Raw genomic sequence first — 15,967 nt, forward strand, 5'->3', positions numbered from 1 at the left:
GTCGCGTAAGCAAGGGGCTCGTTATAGACGCTCCTTGGATCAGCTTGATCTTGAGCGGCCATAAAGACTGGGAGATGCGCTCGACCAGAACGAGCCATCGCGGTTGGTTCGGCTTAATCTGGAAAGGTATGGGGTGCGTCTACGGGGTGGCACGATTGAGCGGCGCCGGAGATCCGCTAAGCCCTGATGAGATGGTTGCAACGTTCGAACATCATCGCATTCCGGAAGATATGATACGTTCAGGTGTCGTCGCCAAATGGAACAGGCCCTGGTATCTCGCGGATGTTCGAAGGCTTCCCACGCCCGTTCGCTATGAGCATCCGAATGGAGCTGTTACTTGGGTCGAGTTGGGCGAGACGGTAAGCCTTGGCATTGAAAGACAACTGGCTTTGCTGGAAGAGCCATTGCCAGAGTCGGTGTCGACAGTCGACGATACTCGGCAGAAGGATGCTCGCGCGCCTTTCTTGGAGTTCGCATGGCGTCAAATCGGTGAGAGTGTCCTTACTCAAGGCAATATTGACCACAATCACATCTATCTACGCGAGTTTTTCGATCGCTTCCCGAAAGATACGATCGGTGGCTCAAACAAAGCGGAAAAGGCCTCCCGCGAAATAACAGTTGCCTGGGAAGGAGGGCAGGAGATTCTCACGGATCTGGATGGCTCCAAAAAGCTGTTCAGGGCGAGGGGATGGATAGGAACCTTCTTCACTCTGAACAACGCCCGAGCTGGGAATCGTGTTCTGGTCGAGGAGGGTGCGCCGTATAAATACAGAATAAGCTTGCTAAGATGAATGCTGCTGCGATCATGTCGCGCCCTTCAGGAGCTAGGTGGGAGACGACGATGCTGAGACCGCAACAATGCCAACATTGCCGTAGACGCCGTTCGGCAACGCGTAACAGCGGTACCAATGTTCAGGCTGCTCGGCCGAGCCCATGGTTCGTCTTCAAGTCCATTTCTAAGGGCGTCCGATGAGTACTGAAATCCGTCGAAGTAATCGCCCGAATCGTGTGACCCCGTTCGGCCAGCTCGAGTCCTCGCCCCACCACGGCGGTTTCATGGGCAACCGGGGAGACCTGCACGCGGCCGACGGGTCGATTGCCAGGTTGTTCAAGCTCAAGGCATGGATATGCTGCACGCTTGAGGAGCGGAACGGTTACCGGGTCACATTTGACACTCCCGGACGCTACACACCCCTCTTTTTCTGGGATGAGGCTGTCGCAATGGCGGCAGGACATCGACCGTGCGCTCAGTGCCGCTTCGCGGATTACACGCGCTTCAAGGTCGCATTCAATCGGGCGAAGGGATACCCCGACGATCAAAAGGTCCCGGTGAGTCGTATTGACGCAGAGCTGGACGCCGACAGGCTCGATGATCAGACGCAACAGCGGCGATACGTTGCCGAAGCCTGCGATCTTCCGTCCGGCGCATTCGTGACATTGGCCGACAATCCGCACCTGCCTCATCTCCTTTGGGAAGGTGAGGCGTATCCATGGAGCCACGGCGGATACACCGCCCCTGTTTCCATCTCTCCGCGAACAAAGATCATCATGCTGACGCCGAGGATACTCATCGAAACAATGAAGGCCGGCTACCGGCCGTCGGTTCGGCTCCCAGCCGCAAAAGCGGAATAGACGCAGCCGGCACTGCTGCCGCCTGGGCTGATAAAATCGGATCTGTCTTTGCCGCGGCAGTCTTCTGGCGCTTCCTCCCTCGGGGCATCAAAACCTCCCGTCGTCCGTTGCGCCGCACACGATTTGTGCCGCGCTGACCCTGTCCTGATGAATGCTCGGCTCACTTCACGCCAATGGTCCAGGAATTCCTATTCGGCGACTGACAAAATATTCGGTAGCGCTGCGTGCCCCCTGTCGTGCCCCCTGTGTCAAAAATCACGCCGGGGTAGGATCTAGAAGCAATCCGATTTCATAAAATTTTTCAATATGGTGCGGACGACGGGGGTCGAACCCGTATACCCGAAGGTGAGGGATTTTAAGTCCCTTGCGTCTACCAGTTTCGCCACGTCCGCGTGCCTTTCCCTTCAAGCACTTGAGCGATTCAGTCAAGCGATTGTTCGCTTATATGTGCTTGCCTGCGGATTTCGAGGGGGCGGGTTTAGCAGCCGTTCCTTCGGTGGGGAAATTTCTCAGGCGATTCCTGAGGTACGTATCCAGGCAATAATTCTTGAGAAAGTTCTTGTCGCTGCCCAGATACGAGCAGGTCTTTTCGGCGTCCTGTAGCAATGCTCTCGCTTGTTTCGGCGTCACGACGACTGTTCTCGTCGATACGCGTCCCTGTGTTTCACACGAAGCCAGCGAAAAGGCCAAAACAACCGCAATGAGAACAAGACGCATCCCTAACTCTCCGAAAAATTCGAAAAGCCGGATGCCATTTTTCCAATGCTTTCACAATAAGATTGGCGCATCCGCCGTGACAATGCGAGCGGTGTTGCAGCCCGGCCCCACAAGCGAAGCCCGCCGGCACCGGGTGAGCCGGATTGGAGCGGGCCTCTAACCATCGTCATGATGGCTGGCTCGCATTGGAGGCGGGCCTTCCCCTTCTGTCAATTCGAAGATCTTGTGTTGCGACCGGATGTAACATGGTGGCGCGAAACATGGCAGTTGCGCGCTTGATAGTCGCAATCGCCCGAATAGGGCCGAAAGCACGACAAAGAGGCTTTCTTTACTCAGGTTTCCTGTGTCATAGCGAAGGCGGATTGAACAAGAACGGATCAAGGCCGTGGACAAGCAGGATGTTTTCAACGCCACCGAGGCCATGCGTGGTCTCTTTCCCGCAACGCCGCTGCAGCTGAACGAGCATCTTTCCGCACGCTATGGTGCGGAGATTTGGCTGAAGCGCGAGGATCTGACGCCGGTGCGCTCCTACAAGATCCGCGGCGCTTTCAATTTCTTCCGCAAGGTGATTGCCGCGGGCGGCACGGGCAAGACATTTGTCTGCGCTTCGGCCGGAAACCATGCGCAGGGTTTTGCCTTCGTCTGCCGCCATTTCGGGGTGCCGGGCGTGGTCTACATGCCGGTGACGACGCCGCAGCAAAAGATCGACAAGACCCGCATGTTCGGCGGAGAATTCATCACCATTAAGCTATTCGGCGATTTCTTCGACCAATGCTACCAGGCGGCGCGCGAGCATGTGCAGCACATAGACGGCGTCATGGTGCCGCCTTTCGACCATGCCGATATCATCGAGGGACAGGCGACCGTCGCGGCCGAAATCGCCGAGCAATTGCCGGACGGTGTCGTGCCCGACCACGTCGTTCTGCCCGTCGGCGGTGGTGGATTGGCGGCCGGCATCAGTGGCTTTTTTGCCGATCGCGTCGCCAAGGAGACATTCGTCTTCGCCGAACCGGCGGGGGCGCCGAGCCTCAGGCGCAGCATGGAGGCGGGGCAGGTGGTAACGCTGGCGAAGGTCGATAATTTCGTCGACGGCGCGGCGGTCGGCCGCATCGGCGACCTGAATTTCGCCGCCCTGAAGGGTTTTGCGGCCGAGCAGGTGATGCTGATCCCGGAAAATGCCATCTGCGTGACGATCACCGATATGCTGAATGTCGAAGGCGTCGTGCTGGAGCCTGCCGGCGCACTGGCGATCACCGCGCTCGAGCTGATGGATCGTGAGAGCATTCGCGGCAAGACGATCGTCGCGGTCGTCTCTGGCGGCAATTTCGATTTCGAGCGCCTGCCCGACGTCAAGGAGCGCGCCATGCGCTATGCCGGGCTGAAGAAATATTTCATCCTGCGGCTGGCACAGCGTCCCGGCGCGCTGCGGGATTTCCTCAACCTGCTCGGTCCCGAAGACGATATCGCCCGCTTCGAATATCTGAAGAAGAGCGCTCGCAATTTCGGTTCCATCCTGATTGGCATCGAGACCAAGAACCCCGACAATTTCAAGCAGCTCGTCGAGAATTTCGAGCGCTCGGGCATGGGCTATGAGGACATCACCGAGAACGACATTCTGGCGAACCTGATTATTTAACTTTGCCACCCCACGTCCTTCATGCTAAAGGCGATTCATGGCTTCGATCTTGTCGAATATTCTCTCGATTTTCACCGGCGGCGGCGCTTCAACCACGAGCGCCGAAAAGGCCGGCGATTCCTCCGTCACGGCTGAGCCGCAGGTGCATGGCGGCTGCACGATCTACGCGACGCCGCAGCGCGAAGGCAATCAGTTCCGCCTCATGGGCCGGATCGAGAAGGAAGTGAACGGCGAGATCCTGGTGCGCAATTTCATCCGCGCCGATGTTTTCACCTCGTCGGACGATGCGCTCGAATCGACTTTCCGCAAGGCGCAGCAGATCATCGACCAGAACGGCCCGTCTCTGTTCGGCGATGGCGAGAAGGTTCGCCAGGTCTGATCCAGGCTCGGCCAGTAATCCTGAATGACAAAGGCCGCCGAAGAGCGGCCTTATCTTTTTTTGCTTCTACTTGCCCTTACGCCGCGCGGAAAAGCTTGGCACCCGACGGAGCGCTGGTCGCGCCACCGTCGATTGTGATTTCGATGGCCGTGACGTTCCTGGAATCGTCCGACGCGAAGTAAAGGGCAGCGTTGGCGATCTCTTCGGCCTCGCTCATACGGCCAAGGGGGCTCAGGCTGCCGAAGCGTGCTTCCAGGGCATCCTTGGCGTCTTCAGTCATCGCGCGTGTATTCCAGATCGGCGTCTTGGTGGCGCCGGGCGTGACCTGGTTGACGCGGATGCCGCGCGGAGCCAGTTCGGATGCCAGGTTACGGGTCATTGCGCGGACGGCGCCCTTGGTGCCGGCATAAGCGGAGTAGCCGGGGATACCGAGGACGGCATGCACGGAGCCGTTCAGGATCACCGATGCACCGTCGTTCAGATGCGGCAACGCAGCCTGCACCGTGAAGAAGACGGCGGTGAAGTTGGTGCGCACTACCGCCTCGAATTGTTCGAGGGTGGTCTTTCCAACAGCGGTTTCGCCTGCAATCCCGGCATTGGCGAAGACGATGTCGAAATTGCCGAGCTTTTGAGCCGCTTCGGCAAAGGCTTTTTCAGTGGCTGCGACGTCGGTGGCGTCGACCTGCAATGCCAATACATCGCCGCCAAGCTCTTCGACGGCGGCGGCAAGGGTCTTTGGATTGCGGCCGGTAATGGCAACTTTCGCACCCTCGGCGAGGAAGAGGCGGGCGGTGGCAAGGCCGATGCCGCTATTTCCGCCGGTGATGATGGCAACTTTGTTCTTGAGGCGCATGTTCGTATCTCCTATTGGCTTCAACGGCGATCTGGATTATGATCGTTCGCTATAAGGATTATGATTATAATCTACATTCGTCAAGATGCTCTGAGGAGATTTTTCGATGGGCCATTCGCAGTTGGAAAAGCAGAAGACACATGAGCGGATCGTGACGCTCGCTGCCAAGCGTCTGCGGGAGGAGGGGCTGGAGGGTATCGGCGTTGCCGATCTCATGAAGGAGGCGGGGCTGACGGTCGGCGGCTTCTACAAGCATTTCGCCTCTCGGGACGAGCTGGTGGCCGAAGCCGTCCAGTCGGCCGTGGAATCGTGGCGGCGGCAATTGGAGGGGAAGGGGATCGATCCCGCTGATGTTCCGCTGGAGCAATATGCCGACGATTATCTCAGCATTCGCCATCGCGACCACCGCGGCGAGGGCTGTGCCTATGCTGCGTTGACGGCCGACATTGCGCGCAGCGGCGATGCTATCCGGGCGATCGCCACGGAGGGATTACGGAAAAATATCGAAGCGATGACGGCGCGCATGCCGCATCCGGATACCGCAGACGCGCGGCGCAAGGCCATCATTGCCTCGTGCGTGATGACAGGTGCTGTTGGCCTTGCTCGCGTGGCAGACGATGAAGAGCTTTCCAATGAAATTCTGGAGGCCGTAAAGAGCTTCGTGAAGGAATTGGGGAAGGACGACGGGAAATAGAAAACGGCCGGTGAGGACCGGCCGCTCTCAAGAAATAGCTGTCGTTTAGAAGCTTAAGCGGCCAGTGCCAGCTCGGTTGCGCGGGCTTGGGCAGCGCCGATTGCCTTTTCAGCGGCTTCCGGACCGAAGGCGAGGCCTTCGACATAGACCGTTTCAACCTCGGTGATGCCGATGAAGGCGAGAACCGACTTCAGATAGGGGACGGCGTGATTGAGCGGAGCGGCCGGGCCTTCGGAATAGACGCCGCCGGAAGCAAGAACGATATAGGCCTTTTTGCCGGTCGCCAGACCTTTCGGGCCGGTTTCCGTGTAGGTGAAGGTGCGGCCGGCACGGGCAACGTTGTCGATCCAGGCCTTCAGCGACGAATAGATGTTGAAGTTGATGAGCCCGGTGCCGATCACGACGGTGTCGGCAGCGAGCAGTTCGTCCACCAGCTGGTCAGAGATCTTGACAGCTTCGGCCTGTTCTGGGCTGCGAGCCTCTGCCGGCGTGCGGATGGCGGCGGTGAAGAGCTCATCGATATGCGGCAGCGGCGCGAGGGCCAGATTGCGGTGGACGATCGTCTTGCCCGGGTTCTGGGCCTTGATCTTGTCGGCAAGCTCGGTGGCGATCTTGGTGGAGAGCGAGTCGCTGCGCGGGCTGGAAGTCAGAAGCAGGATGGAGGACATGGTCATGTTCCTTTTCAATGGGTTGCGGGAGCCAGGCAGGAGACTGGCCGCCGTTCGAGAAAAGAAATAAGGCTGCAGTGCCATCGAAAAAACTGTGATAATATGGATTGGAATTATCGATAGAATGGATGGCCCATGCTTCCTAATCCAACCCTGGACCAGCTGCAGGTTTTTCTGACCGTTGCCGAATCTGGCAGCTTTTCTGCTGCTTCGCGCACCCTTAATCGTGCGCAATCGGTCATCAGCTATACGATCGCCAATCTCGAGGCACAGCTTGAGGTGCCGTTGTTCGAGCGCTCCGGCTCCCGCCAGCCGACCCTGACGGACGCCGGCCGAGCCATGCTGGAGGATGCGCGCCGTATCCTGTCCGATCTCGCAGTGATGCGCGCTCGTGTCAAAGGTTTGAAAGCCGGGCTTGAGGCGGAAGTGGCCGTGGCGATCAGCATCATGGTGCCGACACACGCCACGGTCGACGTGCTCAGCGAGTTCCGCGACCGCTTCCCCTTCGTGTCGCTACGGCTCGACACCGGCGAGCTCGGCACGATGATGGATCTTGTCGCCAGCGGTAGGTCGACGATCGGCATTGGCGGTGCGGTGCTGAAGCAGGATGATTCGCTGGTCATCGAGCGCATCGGCCACTCCTTCATGATTCCCGTCGTGTCGCCCCGTCATCCGCTTGCCCAGATCCGGAGGCCGTTGACACTTGCCGATGTGCGCGAGGAGGTGCAACTGGTTGTCACCGATGCCTCCGGTCTCACGAATGGAAAGGATTTCAACGTCCTGTCCTACAAGACCTGGCGCGTTAGCGATATCGCGACCAAGCATCAATTGATGCGCGGCGGGCTCGGCTGGGGCGGGCTGCCGGCTTCGCTCGTCGTCGAAGACCTACAGAAGGGACGGTTGGTGCGCCTGGACCTCGATGCGTACGACCAGAGCGAATATCCGATCTATGCCGTCCATAAGCTTGCCAATCCACCCGGTCCTGCCGCTGCCTGGATGATAGAAGCCTTCAGCGCGCGTCTTTCAAACTGCCCGAATCACGCGGATTTCAAGGCAGCCGTCGAAATGTTCCATCCGAACGAGGAGCCATTGGCGGCCGAATGATCAAGCTCCTTCGCCCCGCAAATGCGGGGAGAAGGTGGCCGAGAGCTGTTGAACGAAGTGAAACGGCGATCGGTCGGATGAGGGGCCTTCTCGGATTAGGCTCAGCCGCGAAAGGCGCCGACTTCGCAAGCATTCGATGATGGTCAGGCACGGCTGCCGCCGCCGCCAACTTCTCCCCGCAATGCGGGGAGAAGGAACGACCGGGGACTAAAGAACCAGCCGGAAGTTACGGAAACCGTCGGTACCTTCGCCGGCATCCTCGATCGTCACGCTCTTCACATCGGCAAGAAAATCCTTGGCCTTGGGCGAGCTCTGGAACAGGACCGTGGTGCCTGGCAGCGGCTTGAAGGTCCAGTTGCCGTCGGCGGTCGGATTGATTGTGCCCTGGTCATGGACATAGCGGACGATGACGTCGCGGTTGGTATCCGGAGCCTGGTAGACCACCTTGTCCGAAGCAATCTCCGGGAAGTTGCCGCCGCCGCCGGCGCGATAGTTGTTGCTGACGACCAGGAATTTTTGAGCCGGATCGATCGGTTTTCCCTCGAACTGCAGGCTCTGGATGCGGTTGGAGTCGGGGTTCAGCAACTTGCCGTCGTCACCGAAGCGGCGCGGCTGCGATATGTCGATCTGATAGGTCACGCCGTCGATGACATCGAAGTTGAATGATGGGAAGCTGTCGTTGAGCAGGGCGGCATCCTTGGCGCCCGGCTGGATCTGATTGAACATCGCCGCCGACATTTCCAGCCAGTTCTTGACTTGCGCGCCGTTGATGACGACCGCCTGTACAGTGTTCGGATAGAGATAGAGGTCGGCGACATTCTTGATGGCGATATTGCCGGCAGGAACGTCGGTATAATAGTCTACGCCGTTGCGCCCACCGCATTTGAAGGGCGCGGCCGCTGAAAGTACCGGCAGATCCTTGTACTGCGTCTCCTTCAGCATGTCCTTGATGTACCAGGTCTGCGCCTGGCTCACGACCTGCACCGACGGGTCGTCGGCGACGAGGGCGAAATAGGAATAAAGCGGCGCCGAGGTCTTGCCGACCGGCGTGCGAACGTAGGCGAGCGTTGCTTCATGCTCAGCCTTCGCCGCTTCGACCACTTCCTTCTTGTCGGCGACATCGGCAACGATCTTCTTCTTGTCGTCGCGGTGATAGATCGGCCGTGCCTCGGAGGTGAAGTCGACGATTTTCCAGCTGTTGCCGTCTTTCTCCAGCAGCAGGTCGATCAGGCCGAGATGCGAGCCCCAGAAGCCGGCCATGACTGCAGGCTTGCCCTGCAGCGTGCCCTTGACCGGATCGGCATTCTTGATGCCGTCCCAGGTCTTCGGACCGGGGAAAACGAGATGCTGGTGGCCGGTAAAGATTGCGTCGATACCGTCGACTGCAGCAACATAGAGAGAGGCGTTTTCCATCTTGTCGGCCGGGCCGGAGCCGTCGATGCCGGAATGCGAGAGGGCAATGACGATGTCGGCGCCTTCTTCCTTCATCACCGGGACCCAGGCCTTGGCGGCCTCGACGATATCGCGCGTCTGCGCCTTGCCTTCGAGATTCTTGATATCCCAGAGCATGATCTGCGGCGGCACGAAACCGATGAAGCCGATCTTGATCGTGTTTTCATTGCCGGCGCCGTCCTTGATCTTCTTTTCGAGGATCAGATAGGGCTTGAAGAACAGGTCGTCCTTCTTCGGGTCGGAGGCGAGCTGGCCCTTGGTCAGGTTGGCGCAGACGAAGGGGAAATTCGCGCCGCCCAGCACCTTGAACATGAAGTCGAGGCCATAGTTGAACTCGTGATTTCCGAGCGTGCCGACCTCATAGCCGAGCGTGTTCATCGCCTTGACCACCGGATGGATGTCGCCGTCCTTCATGCCGTGCTGATAGGCCATATAGTCGCCCATCGGATTGCCCTGCAGCACGTCGCCGTTGTCGATCAGCAGCGAATTGGTGGCTTCCGCGCGGATATTGTCGATGATCGTTGCCGTGCGCGTGAGGCCCATCGTGTCGTTCGGCTTGTCGGCATAATAGTCATAAGGGAAAACATTGACATGAATGTCCGTCGTTTCCATGAGGCGCAGATGCGCCTGATTGCTGGCCGCGCGAGCCGCGAACGGATGCAGCACGATCAGCGCCGCAGTGACGCTGAGGCCCTGCAGCAAGGAACGGCGCGAGATGCTGGGCAATTCCAGAACGGAAGACATGAAACACTCCTTCGACAATGAATCTATGGCCCCTCGATCACCATTCGGGGTGACGGAGACTAAGATGATTTTTGAAGGTGTGCACCACCAATATGACAGACTTATTGTGGTCCCGGCGCTAGAGCGGGATGATTTCAGGTCGAACCGACCTGAAATCTGAATCCGTCTCTAAATCAAAAAGTTAGAGCGGGATGTCGCCCGAAAACCGCGTACACTTTTCGGCATCCCGCTCTAAGGGCAAGGAAGCTGTCAACGCTTGAGAACCGGCTGTATGTCCTTGTGGAAAAAGCGAAAATAGGAGGCAACTTGCGCGGACGCGTTGGAGGAGGGGTCGAATTCGATGCCGATCCGGCCGTTATGGCTCCAGCGCACGAAGCCGTCCAACATGCCGATCTCGTCGCACTCGACACGAACCTTGCTGCCGGCGGCAGCATGGATAGGCCCCACTAGGTCGAGCGCGATACCGCCGGTGGAAATATCGACCACCCGGCCAACAACCGCCTTTGCGAAATATCGAACCCGGCCCATCAACCGGACACGCTTGCGGGGCGAACGCCTCGTCTTGATATTCAGATTGCTCTGAGCGAGCGATTTTGAAATTGGCTGCATGACTGACCTCCCTATATACGTGTTTCCGAAAACACGAATAACAGGCATTCGTTGAAAGGCCGTTATGACAACCGGTAAAATTGAAATCATCCGTTCCGAATCGGGATTAGCTTCTCCTAACGTTTCAGCACTGGTGTAGCGTCCTTGTGATAGAAGCGGAAATAGGCCGTTACCTGTGCTGCCGCGTTGGAAGATCCGTCGAATTCCACGCCGATGCGTCCGCCCCTGAGCCATCGCACGGTGCCCTCCAAAGCGCCGAGTTCGCGGCACTCGATCCGGACCTTGCTGCCGCGAACGCCAGTGAACGGTCCGCCGAGATCGAAGGCCAGGCCGGTTGTCGAAATATCGGACACCTGTCCCGGAGTGGGTCTGCCGAGATAGGTCAATGTCGCCATGACCCGGCACCGCGTGCGGGTCGCTCGCCGTCCCTTTTGCGTCGAAGTGCTTGATGAGTAAAGGTTAATTTGAGCAGACATAAAATTAACAATGGTTAAATTTCTCTGCTGCCATCGTTAACTTTTGCCACTTAAAGCAAAGCTACCCAAATTGTTAAAATGCGACCTAAGCTGTTGTTCTTCAGGTGGGAAAGGTTAATTTGGGGACGGATGACGCGTTTCGCGAAAGTAAATATTTGCAACCTTCGTATGCAGGTTGAGTGAAGGGTTTTAGGGAGAGATAACTTTGCGCATTGTTTCGCTAAATGTTTGGGGCGGCAGGTTGCATGAGCCGTTGATGCGATATGTCGTCGATGCCGAAGCGGATGTTCTGTGCCTCCAAGAGGTCACGCGCACCCAGGGCGCACATTCCGAGTGGCTGGTCTATCGCGACCATGGCGTCGAGCTTCTGCAGCGAACCAATCTTTTCGAGGAGATTTGCGCAGCCCTGCCTACACACGATGCCTTCTTCAGCCCGACAGCGCGGGGCGATCTTTTCGATGGCGAGGAGCGGGTTGTATCGGAATTCGGCCTGGCGACCTTTGTCCGCAAGTCCTATCCGGTGATCGGCCAGGCATCGGGCTTCGTGCATGGGGAATTTTCCCCTGATGGATGGGGGGCGCATCCACGGTCGCGCAACGCGCATTGCATTCGGCTTTTCGACTATGAAAGGGGGTCGCGATCATCATCGCGCAAATGCACGGCTTGCGCGACATCGGCGGCAAGGGTGACACGCCGGCCCGCCGCGCCCAGGCAGATGCATTGGTGAAGCTCATCCGGCAGGTTCGGAAGGGCGATGAGAGGCTGGTCGTGTGCGGCGACTTCAATGTTCTGCCGGGAAGCGTAACCTTCGACGCCCTAAGCACCTTGGGGCTTTCCGATCTCATTACCGCACGCGGTCACCGCGATACGCGAACCTCCTATTACGGCAAGGAGCCGCGTTTTGCCGACTACATGCTGGTGACACCGGCGGTGGAGGTGATTGCATTCGACGCGGTCACCGAGCCGGAAGTTTCCGACCACCGCGCCTTGTTGCTCGATCTCAGGTAGCTCGCCTCAAAGACCGACATTCGGCCGGTCGATTATTTCGCGCAGCGCGAAGCTGGAATTGATCTTCACCACATGCGGCAGGGCCGAAAGCCAGTCGCGGTGAATACGTTCATAGTCCTCGAGATCGCGCGCGGCGACCCGCAGGATATAATCATATTCGCCGGACATAAGATAACAGACGAGCACATTCGGGCAGCGTTTCACCGCAGCCTCGAATTCTGACAGCGTTTTGGCAAATTGGCCGGAAAGTGAGATGTGCACGATGGCAATCATCTTGTAGTCAAGCGCCTTGTGCGACAGCCGTGCATGATAGCCGCCGATGACGCCGTCCTTCTCCAGAATATCGAGCCGGCGCGAGCACGCGGATGGAGACAGGCCCACTTTTTCGGCTAGCTCGGCATTGGTGATTCTGGCGTTCTGCTGCAGCACCCGCAAGATCGAACGATCCATGATGTCTATATCCGCCATTCGAAGATCCTTCGAAAAAACTCCACTTGGCGCAATAATTCACGAAAAATGGCCATTTGCAAATTGTCTTTGCAAGGACATTTCAAAGCAGAGGTGGTCTCATTCCCAATGGAACAGTTGCAAGCCAGATAAGCATTCAGGGAGAAATAAAATGCGCGTTGGTTGTCCGAAAGAAATCAAAAATCATGAGTATCGCGTCGGTCTGACGCCCGCATCCGTCCGCGAGTATGTCGCCCATGGTCACGAGGTCTGGGTCGAGACCAAGGCTGGCGCAGGCATCGGCGCTGACGATCACGCCTATATCGCCGCCGGCGCCAAGATCGCCGCCAGCGCTAAGGACATTTTCGAAAAGTGCGACATGATCGTGAAGGTCAAGGAGCCGCAGCCATCCGAATGGGCGCAATTGCGCGATGGTCAGCTTCTTTATACCTATCTGCATCTCGCGCCAGACCCGGAACAGACCAAGGGGCTGCTCGCCTCCGGCGTCACCGCGATTGCCTATGAAACCGTCACCGACGAGCGCGGCGGCCTGCCGCTCCTTGCGCCGATGTCGGAGGTCGCCGGCCGTCTGTCGATCCAGGCGGGCGCAACGGCGCTGCAGAAGGCCAATGGCGGCCTCGGTATCCTGCTTGGTGGCGTGCCTGGCGTTTTGCCGGCCAAGGTTGCCATCATCGGCGGCGGCGTCGTCGGCCTGCATGCCGCCAAGATGGCGGCTGGGCTTGGCGCTGATGTCAGCATTCTCGATCGTTCGCTGCCGCGCCTGCGCCAGTTGGACGATATCTTCAACGGCCGTATCCACACGCGCTATTCCAGCATCCAGGCGCTGGAAGAAGAGGTCTTCGCCGCCGATCTCGTCATCGGCGCCGTGCTGATCCCCGGCGCGGCGGCGCCGAAGCTCGTCACGCGCGAAATGCTGTCCGGCATGAAAAAGGGTTCCGTGATCGTCGACGTCGCCATCGACCAGGGCGGCTGTTTCGAGACCTCGCATGCCACGACCCATTCCGACCCGACCTACGTGGTCGAAGGCGTCGTGCATTATTGCGTGGCCAATATGCCGGGGGCGGTTCCCGTGACCTCCGCACATGCCTTGAACAATGCCACGATCTATTATGGCCTCGCGCTCGCAGATCGCGGCCTGCGCGCCATCGCCGAGGACAAGCACCTGCGCAACGGCCTCAACGTCCACAAGGGCCGCGTCACAAACAGGCCGGTGGCCGAAGCACTCGGCTACGAAGCCGCCGCACCGGAAAGCGTGTTGAACGTAGCGTAAATCCTATCGCGCTACATGAGATGAGGCGCCGGCATCCTCATATGCCGGCGCCTCTTTTTGTCGCGCCGCTAGAGCGTTTCAAGTTTTGACGGAAGCGTAGCCAGCGTTTGAGAAGTAATTAGCACATTCATCCGGCTTGATGGTTTCGGTCAGCAGTCCCAGATGGCGCCAGGTATCGTCGATGGTTCGCTTTTGGGCCATGCGCATCCAGTGCTTGATCTTGGCAAAGGCCTGCTCGATCGGATTAAGGTCGGGGGAATACTTTGGCAAGAACCATAGCCTGGCGCCGACCGCCCTGATGGCCTCGCGGATGGCCTTGGCTTTGTGAGAGCCGAGATTGTCGAGGATGACGATATCGCCGGGCTTGAGGGTCGGGATCAACTGCTGGCGGACATAGGCGCGGAAGCATTCGCCATTGATCGGACCATCGAAGACGCAGGGCGCGGTGAGTTTGTCGCAGCGCAAGGCGCCGAGGAAGGTCAGGGTGCGCCAGCGGCCGTGCGGGGCAAAGCCGCGCAACCTCTTGCCCCTCGGCCCCCAGCCACGTAACGGCGCCATGTTGGTGCGGATCCAGGTCTCGTCAATAAAGACGAGCCGCTTCGGATCGAAGCGGTCTTGCCAGGCCTTCCAGCGGGCTCTGCGCCGAGCAATGTCGGCACGGCCCTGCTCAAGGGCGAACAGCGTTTTTTTTAAGCTCAGGCCTTCGCGACGCATGAACTGCCAGATGGCATTGTGGGAGACGGCCACGCCGCGGGCGGCCAACTCATCCTTCAGCCGATGCAGTGTCAGATGGGATGTCTGCTCGATCTGCTCGACGATGAAGGCGCGGTGCGGCTCCAGCACCCGCCGGCGATGGCCGCCCATCTTGCCGGGCGACACGCTGCCGGTCGCCCGATAACGCTGTGACCACTTCACCACAGACGAGACGGCAATATCAAACCGCTCCGCCACCACCCGGCAGCTATGCCCGGCTGTGACCGCAGCGACAACGCGCTCACGAAGATCATTCGAATAGGGTCGCGTCATGGATGCTGGCCTCCATTCCAGCATCCATCTTGAATCACAATTCTGCCGATTCGAGAATCCCGAACCGATTCCGATAAGCAATGATCCGCTCTAGAGCGGCGCATACCCCTTTGTTATGCGCGGTCGATCCGGCACTGGTAGCAGTTGTTGCGTGCCGAGCGGACATGCACATAGGCGATACCCTCGCGGCTCAGGAGTTCGGCAGCATAGGTCTTGATGTCACCGATCGGCGTCACTGCGCCCGTGCCGTAGACGATACGGTTGTTTTCGGCATAGCCTCGCACGATGAAATCCGGGCTCGTCGTCAATACGGGCGGTAGGATTTCCTCAGCCGCGTAACGTTTGCAGGGGACTTTGTGCAGGAAGATCGGCCCGGTCTCGGCATAAGGCTGCAATTCCGGAAACGGTCGATAGGCGAAGACGAAAAGCTCTTCGCCCGCATCGACATTCCGCAGGCAGTGGCGGCAGGGATGGCCCGGACCATCCGAGATCATTGTCTCCGGTCGGCGACCGTAGGCATCAACACCGCCATTCCAGAGGGCTTCGGCATCGGACGTGGGCATGGCGGCAAAAGCGATGGCGGACATGGCAAATCTCCTTCTTTGAGGTTCACCATGTGATGCGCCGCGATGGCGGGAGAAGCCACCCGATTCCTGCGGCTAGCTTTTCTTCGCCAACTCCAGCAATTCCTTGTCGCTCAACGGCCGGACGATGCCTTCGCCGGTCGAGACGGGGGAGAAGCCGAACATCTGGTAGAGTTGAAGCGCTCGCGGATGGTCGAGATTGTTGGTGGTGGTTGTGATGCGTTGCGGGCTCAGCGTCCACATGGCGTAGAGCGCCTGCAACAGGAACCATTTGCCGATGCCGAGGCCGAGAGCGTGCTCGATCAGGCCGAAATGGCTGAGCTCGATTGTCTCATCGTCCTCACGGAAATACTCGAAAAATCCGGCCGGCGCGCCGTTGACGTAGAGCACGCTGATGTCGTTACGCTGGTCGTGCAGGACTGCCGTCAGCTCTTCGTCGTGCAGACGAAGCCGGTCGACCCAATGCCAGCGAGCGCCGACCTGGCGGTAGAGATAGCGGTAAAAAGGCAGGGGAATGCCGGGCGAGCGCATGATCGCCGTCTGGATATTGACGGGCACGGGCAGGCTCGCCTTTGGCGGCGCAGTCATTTCCAGCCGGGTGATATGAACTTTGAGCGACGATGGCGTTTTCACTTGGGGCCGCGCCA

The 15,967-nt window shown here is 58.8% G+C and carries 17 protein-coding genes, 1 tRNA gene and 1 pseudogene; 8 read left to right on the top strand and 11 right to left on the bottom strand.

Going from position 1 to position 15,967, the window contains the following annotated elements; all coding sequences use genetic code 11:
- Window positions 1-50: 50 nt before the first annotated feature.
- Window positions 51-791 carry a hypothetical protein gene (locus PY649_RS06045; RefSeq protein ID WP_349644410.1) on the top strand — a complete coding sequence of 247 codons (741 nt, stop codon included), beginning with the start codon at window positions 51-53 and terminating at the stop codon, window positions 789-791.
- A gap of 178 nt (window positions 792-969) precedes the next feature.
- A complete protein-coding gene (locus PY649_RS06050; protein ID WP_285867306.1) occupies window positions 970-1,632 on the top strand; it encodes a hypothetical protein in 663 nt (220 codons plus the stop codon).
- Between the two features lie 307 nt (window positions 1,633-1,939).
- Here PY649_RS06050 and PY649_RS06055 read toward each other — a convergent pair.
- Both PY649_RS06055 and PY649_RS06060 read right to left on the bottom strand, forming a co-directional pair.
- Window positions 1,940-2,024: transfer RNA gene (locus tag PY649_RS06055), tRNA-Leu, on the bottom strand.
- A 49-nt stretch (window positions 2,025-2,073) separates the two neighbouring features.
- The gene (locus tag PY649_RS06060; RefSeq protein WP_285867307.1) at window positions 2,074-2,349 is read right to left on the bottom strand and encodes a hypothetical protein; all 276 of its coding nucleotides are present in this window, start codon (window positions 2,347-2,349) and stop codon (window positions 2,074-2,076) included.
- A gap of 385 nt (window positions 2,350-2,734) precedes the next feature.
- Here PY649_RS06060 and ilvA point away from each other — a divergent pair, with 385 nt between their 5' ends.
- Together ilvA and PY649_RS06070 are read left to right on the top strand one after the other, a co-directional pair.
- Window positions 2,735-3,985: a threonine ammonia-lyase gene (gene ilvA / locus PY649_RS06065; protein WP_285867308.1), complete on the top strand. Its 1,251-nt coding sequence runs from the start codon at window positions 2,735-2,737 to the stop codon at window positions 3,983-3,985.
- A gap of 37 nt (window positions 3,986-4,022) precedes the next feature.
- Window positions 4,023-4,364: an HlyU family transcriptional regulator gene (locus tag PY649_RS06070; protein WP_285867309.1), complete on the top strand. Its 342-nt coding sequence runs from the start codon at window positions 4,023-4,025 to the stop codon at window positions 4,362-4,364.
- Window positions 4,365-4,440: 76 nt separating this feature from the next.
- Here the strand turns inward: PY649_RS06070 and PY649_RS06075 are convergent, their stop codons facing one another.
- Window positions 4,441-5,217 (bottom strand): SDR family NAD(P)-dependent oxidoreductase, encoded by a 777-nt coding sequence (locus PY649_RS06075; RefSeq protein ID WP_285867310.1) that lies wholly within the window; start codon window positions 5,215-5,217, stop codon window positions 4,441-4,443.
- A 106-nt stretch (window positions 5,218-5,323) separates the two neighbouring features.
- On the opposite strand from PY649_RS06075, the gene PY649_RS06080 reads away from it, so the two are divergent.
- On the top strand, window positions 5,324-5,911 hold the full coding sequence (locus PY649_RS06080) for a TetR/AcrR family transcriptional regulator (protein ID WP_285867312.1): 588 nt from the start codon (window positions 5,324-5,326) through the stop codon (window positions 5,909-5,911).
- Window positions 5,912-5,964: 53 nt separating this feature from the next.
- Here PY649_RS06080 and PY649_RS06085 read toward each other — a convergent pair whose 3' ends face one another.
- Window positions 5,965-6,579 carry an FMN-dependent NADH-azoreductase gene (locus PY649_RS06085; protein WP_285867547.1) on the bottom strand — a complete coding sequence of 205 codons (615 nt, stop codon included), beginning with the start codon at window positions 6,577-6,579 and terminating at the stop codon, window positions 5,965-5,967.
- Window positions 6,580-6,714: 135 nt separating this feature from the next.
- Here PY649_RS06085 and PY649_RS06090 point away from each other — a divergent pair, with 135 nt between their 5' ends.
- Complete coding sequence (locus tag PY649_RS06090; RefSeq protein ID WP_285867313.1) at window positions 6,715-7,683, top strand: LysR family transcriptional regulator; 969 nt, start codon at window positions 6,715-6,717, stop codon at window positions 7,681-7,683.
- A gap of 207 nt (window positions 7,684-7,890) precedes the next feature.
- Here the strand turns inward: PY649_RS06090 and PY649_RS06095 are convergent, their stop codons facing one another.
- The 3 genes from PY649_RS06095 to PY649_RS06105 all read right to left on the bottom strand — a co-directional run bounded on the left by PY649_RS06095 (window position 7,891) and on the right by PY649_RS06105 (window position 10,964).
- On the bottom strand, window positions 7,891-9,879 hold the full coding sequence (locus tag PY649_RS06095) for a bifunctional 2',3'-cyclic-nucleotide 2'-phosphodiesterase/3'-nucleotidase (protein WP_285867314.1): 1,989 nt from the start codon (window positions 9,877-9,879) through the stop codon (window positions 7,891-7,893).
- Window positions 9,880-10,128: 249 nt separating this feature from the next.
- On the bottom strand, window positions 10,129-10,488 hold the full coding sequence (locus PY649_RS06100; RefSeq protein WP_285867315.1) for a PilZ domain-containing protein: 360 nt from the start codon (window positions 10,486-10,488) through the stop codon (window positions 10,129-10,131).
- 116 nt (window positions 10,489-10,604) lie between these two features.
- Window positions 10,605-10,964 carry a PilZ domain-containing protein gene (locus PY649_RS06105; protein WP_285867316.1) on the bottom strand — a complete coding sequence of 120 codons (360 nt, stop codon included), beginning with the start codon at window positions 10,962-10,964 and terminating at the stop codon, window positions 10,605-10,607.
- A gap of 199 nt (window positions 10,965-11,163) precedes the next feature.
- Between PY649_RS06105 and PY649_RS06110 the strand changes: the two are divergent.
- Window positions 11,164-11,972: pseudogene (locus PY649_RS06110) on the top strand (endonuclease/exonuclease/phosphatase family protein).
- Window positions 11,973-11,978: 6 nt separating this feature from the next.
- Here PY649_RS06110 and PY649_RS06115 read toward each other — a convergent pair.
- The gene (locus tag PY649_RS06115) at window positions 11,979-12,440 is read right to left on the bottom strand and encodes an Lrp/AsnC family transcriptional regulator (protein WP_285867317.1); all 462 of its coding nucleotides are present in this window, start codon (window positions 12,438-12,440) and stop codon (window positions 11,979-11,981) included.
- 151 nt (window positions 12,441-12,591) lie between these two features.
- Between PY649_RS06115 and ald the strand changes: the two genes are divergently transcribed.
- Entirely contained in the window at window positions 12,592-13,710 is a 1,119-nt protein-coding gene (gene ald, locus PY649_RS06120; protein WP_285867318.1) for an alanine dehydrogenase, read from the top strand.
- Window positions 13,711-13,788: 78 nt separating this feature from the next.
- Here the strand turns inward: ald and PY649_RS06125 are convergent, their stop codons facing one another.
- The 3 genes from PY649_RS06125 to PY649_RS06135 all read right to left on the bottom strand — a co-directional run bounded on the left by PY649_RS06125 (window position 13,789) and on the right by PY649_RS06135 (window position 15,908).
- A complete protein-coding gene (locus PY649_RS06125; protein ID WP_285867319.1) occupies window positions 13,789-14,736 on the bottom strand; it encodes an IS630 family transposase in 948 nt (315 codons plus the stop codon).
- A 113-nt stretch (window positions 14,737-14,849) separates the two neighbouring features.
- Window positions 14,850-15,323 (bottom strand): DUF1203 domain-containing protein, encoded by a 474-nt coding sequence (locus PY649_RS06130; RefSeq protein WP_285867320.1) that lies wholly within the window; start codon window positions 15,321-15,323, stop codon window positions 14,850-14,852.
- A gap of 72 nt (window positions 15,324-15,395) precedes the next feature.
- The gene (locus PY649_RS06135; protein ID WP_285867548.1) at window positions 15,396-15,908 is read right to left on the bottom strand and encodes a GNAT family N-acetyltransferase; all 513 of its coding nucleotides are present in this window, start codon (window positions 15,906-15,908) and stop codon (window positions 15,396-15,398) included.
- Window positions 15,909-15,967: the final 59 nt, after the last annotated feature.

The sequence above is a fragment of the Rhizobium mayense genome, assembly GCF_030272705.1.
Taxonomy (GTDB): Bacteria; Pseudomonadota; Alphaproteobacteria; order Rhizobiales; family Rhizobiaceae; genus Rhizobium; species Rhizobium mayense.

Coding starts and splice junctions, on each gene's coding strand:
- PY649_RS06130 (WP_285867320.1), bottom strand. CDS start 15,323: ATGTCCGCCATCGCTTTTGCCGCCATGCCCACGTCCGATGCCGAAGCC.
- PY649_RS06075 (WP_285867310.1), bottom strand. CDS start 5,217: ATGCGCCTCAAGAACAAAGTTGCCATCATCACCGGCGGAAATAGCGGC.
- ald (WP_285867318.1), top strand. CDS start 12,592: ATGCGCGTTGGTTGTCCGAAAGAAATCAAAAATCATGAGTATCGCGTC.
- PY649_RS06085 (WP_285867547.1), bottom strand. CDS start 6,579: ATGTCCTCCATCCTGCTTCTGACTTCCAGCCCGCGCAGCGACTCGCTC.
- PY649_RS06090 (WP_285867313.1), top strand. CDS start 6,715: ATGCTTCCTAATCCAACCCTGGACCAGCTGCAGGTTTTTCTGACCGTT.
- PY649_RS06135 (WP_285867548.1), bottom strand. CDS start 15,908: ATGACTGCGCCGCCAAAGGCGAGCCTGCCCGTGCCCGTCAATATCCAG.
- PY649_RS06125 (WP_285867319.1), bottom strand. CDS start 14,736: ATGACGCGACCCTATTCGAATGATCTTCGTGAGCGCGTTGTCGCTGCG.
- PY649_RS06105 (WP_285867316.1), bottom strand. CDS start 10,964: ATGTCTGCTCAAATTAACCTTTACTCATCAAGCACTTCGACGCAAAAG.
- PY649_RS06100 (WP_285867315.1), bottom strand. CDS start 10,488: ATGCAGCCAATTTCAAAATCGCTCGCTCAGAGCAATCTGAATATCAAG.
- PY649_RS06050 (WP_285867306.1), top strand. CDS start 970: ATGAGTACTGAAATCCGTCGAAGTAATCGCCCGAATCGTGTGACCCCG.
- PY649_RS06115 (WP_285867317.1), bottom strand. CDS start 12,440: ATGGCGGATATAGACATCATGGATCGTTCGATCTTGCGGGTGCTGCAG.
- PY649_RS06080 (WP_285867312.1), top strand. CDS start 5,324: ATGGGCCATTCGCAGTTGGAAAAGCAGAAGACACATGAGCGGATCGTG.
- PY649_RS06060 (WP_285867307.1), bottom strand. CDS start 2,349: ATGCGTCTTGTTCTCATTGCGGTTGTTTTGGCCTTTTCGCTGGCTTCG.
- PY649_RS06095 (WP_285867314.1), bottom strand. CDS start 9,879: ATGTCTTCCGTTCTGGAATTGCCCAGCATCTCGCGCCGTTCCTTGCTG.
- PY649_RS06070 (WP_285867309.1), top strand. CDS start 4,023: ATGGCTTCGATCTTGTCGAATATTCTCTCGATTTTCACCGGCGGCGGC.